This window comes from Tunicatimonas sp. (assembly GCF_049647865.1).
GTDB lineage: Bacteria > Bacteroidota > Bacteroidia > Cytophagales > Cyclobacteriaceae > Tunicatimonas.
On sequence record NZ_JBARYM010000073.1, the window covers coordinates 1 to 2,135 of the forward strand.

Below are 2,135 nucleotides of genomic sequence, written 5' to 3' on the forward strand. Positions count from 1 at the left end.
ATAGCATAATGTAAGGAGTATTACGATGGTACAGCGCACAAGCTAGTCCGCCGGTATCGGAGATAACGCCTCCGCCCACAATCAGCACCGGTTCATTGCGCGACACCCCCACTCGCTTAAAGTCGCCGAGCATTTGCTCTACAGTATTGATCCCCTTATCAACTTCCATCGCTCGGTACACCAATTTCTTAAAATTAATATCATGGTGGGCGAAGTAATTCGCTAACTGTTTGCCGTAGTGGTATTCTACGTTTTTATCTACCAAGCACACGCAGCGCCCCTTGGGTAAAAATTGATCCCGTAATAGAGTATTATTTAAGTCTAAAGCATTCTCAGTGATGCGAATAGACGTGAACGTTGAGCAACTCATCACTGCTTCCACCGCCTGATCGTCTTCGGTACTCACGGTGTAGCCCTTACTCTCTCGGTAGTTAGAAGTAGGATAGATAGCGTGCGGGTTCTCCTTAATCAACCGTTCGGCTAGTTCAGTGTAAAATGCCGATTCGCTACTGGTTCTCAGGCGGTCTAACAACTTAATTTCTGCCTCACGGGAAGCGTATATGTTTTCTGAAAGCTTCTTCCAATCTTCACCCCGGGCTGGATCAAACGCTAGCGCAACTTCAGCTAGTAGCGCAAAAAACTCTTTAAGCTTCAAATTAAGGGAACTTCGGAGCTTCCGGCAGGCTGCCACTCCATTAATAGCTCCAGTGGCAGTAAATTCGTCCCCTAGCTCTTTTGAGAAGACATCAGTTTTAGTGAAAGTTATTAACAAATTCTTAAACAAATCACCACATAACAAACCTTCCAGTTTTATTTCATTATTGGAAGTAATAGATTCGTTAGGGCTCACTTCACGGAGGAATACCCGGATGGATTCAGTAATCTGACTCATCAAGTAAAATTTAGTAAGGTAAAAGAGAATTATTAATTATAAGTAGGTCACAAAAAAGAAACGTGTCAATATAAATTTTTGTTCAACTTAAATCTATAAAATACTCTACAAAATATGCCCTATTTTTTGAGCATAAATGACTAAACGCATACGGTAGAGATCATCGGCGTTAGTAGGTAGTATCTAAAATTCTGAAATAAATGCACTAACCCAACCGCCTTTCAAAAAACGTCTAAACATTTGACTGGTAACAAAGAGTTTGCAGTATTAATCGGACCAAAACTTTGGTTCTCGGCGTAGGGTACAAATCAAGTTTAGAAGCTAGGCAAGTCAAAACCTTTGCTGGTTGGTATAGTTAATCTTACAGAAAAAGCGAACTACGGCTCGACCGCCAAATAAAAGCCATTCCGGGAAGAGCTGATTTTTTAGAATATTTCTACTGATTATCAATTATTCATCCATTGGAAACTACAACATCTCAACGAGTGCAGCTTAGACCGGTAACTCCTCAAGCGCATATCAGCTTTGAGATAAATTGCGCTCTAGATCTACTCAACCAGGCTGATCTTACTCCTAAGTTAAGGGAACAACTTCTCGACCACTTAGAGAAAGCCCATAGTATCAGTGCTCAAATGGATACTTATCTTTCGTCAGTTACCCAAGCACCATCTAACTGTTTAAGTTCTTTAGAGCAAGCTACCCTGGCGCTGCCGTGGCGTAGTAATTCTGAATTAGATCAACTGGAACCGGAAATGCTCTCGGGGCATTTGGAAGGGCAATTTCTTAAGCAGTTGGTGCGAATGACTAAAGCGGTTTCGGTGCTGGAAATTGGCTTGTTCACCGGCTACTCCGCCCTGGCTATGGCCGAGGCACTTCCTGAAAACGGTACTTTAGTAGCCTGCGAACTAGACGAAACGATTGCTGATTTTGCCGAAGGTCATTTTCAACAATGTGCCGCCGGACAAAAAATAGAAATTCGTCGCGGAAAGGCCCACGAATCACTAGAGCAGCTACAATCCGAGAGACGTTCGTTTGACTTGGTGTTTGTAGATGCTGATAAGTCGGGCTACCGTATGTACGTAGAAATGCTGATAAGGCAGCCAAATTCTTTATTAGCTAACAGTGGATTAATTGTAGTAGATAACACATTGTATCAGGGCGAAATTTATACTAAGCCGTTGGCGGATATGTCTGAGAACGCCCGAGCTATTTATCATTTCAACGAATACGTACATACTCATCC

1 protein-coding gene and 1 pseudogene are annotated in these 2,135 nt (G+C 42.5%); one reads left to right on the plus strand and one right to left on the minus strand.

Annotation, left to right across the window (positions count from 1 at the left end; translation table 11 throughout):
* Positions 1-892, minus strand: a pseudogene (locus WBA23_RS02620) (hypothetical protein); the annotation flags it as partial.
* Positions 893-1,353: 461 nt separating this feature from the next.
* Between WBA23_RS02620 and WBA23_RS02625 the strand changes: the two are divergent.
* On the plus strand, positions 1,354-2,135 hold a 782-nt coding region (locus WBA23_RS02625; RefSeq protein WP_424580692.1), incomplete at its 3' end, for an O-methyltransferase.